At 62.0% G+C, this 460-nt stretch carries 1 pseudogene; it reads right to left on the bottom strand.

Features of this window, described 5'->3' with window-relative positions:
- Window positions 1-460, bottom strand: a pseudogene (locus JMV15_RS27960) (type IV conjugative transfer system coupling protein TraD); the annotation flags it as partial.

Raw genomic sequence — 460 nt, 5'->3', positions numbered from 1 at the left:
AGTCCGGCCGACGTCCCAGTGCCACGAGGGCGCGCGCGATGATGTTGACGAAGCGCCAGGCGAACTCCCGGAATGCCGCGGAATTGCCCTCCCCCGAAAGTTGGCCGGCAATGCGGGTGGCAACCTCCGAGATCCGACCAAACCGGCCGACGGCGTTGTAGCGCTCGGAGGGATCGGGCCAGCCCAGGTGGAACACGTAGAATTCCTCCAGTCGGGTTGCGCGCTTGCATTCGATGTACATGCGCTTCAGGAGGTCTGCGTCGCCTTTAGGATCGAAGACAATCACCACTTCGCGGTCCAGGTCCAGTTCTACATTGCGCCGGCTTCGATGAACGGGTTGCACGCGTCGCCCCATATGAACGCGGCGCCGGGGGCTACGGCGGGTACGCCTGATGTCTTGGGTGATAAACAACTCTGCCAGGCGGGTTTTTCCAACACGAGTAGTCCCCAATACAAGGGA

It is taken from the genome of Pseudomonas paracarnis, from assembly GCF_904063055.1.
GTDB lineage: Bacteria > Pseudomonadota > Gammaproteobacteria > Pseudomonadales > Pseudomonadaceae > Aquipseudomonas > Aquipseudomonas paracarnis.
The sequence above is the reverse complement of the archived record's forward strand: the minus strand, read 5'-3'. Positions and strand labels throughout refer to the sequence as shown.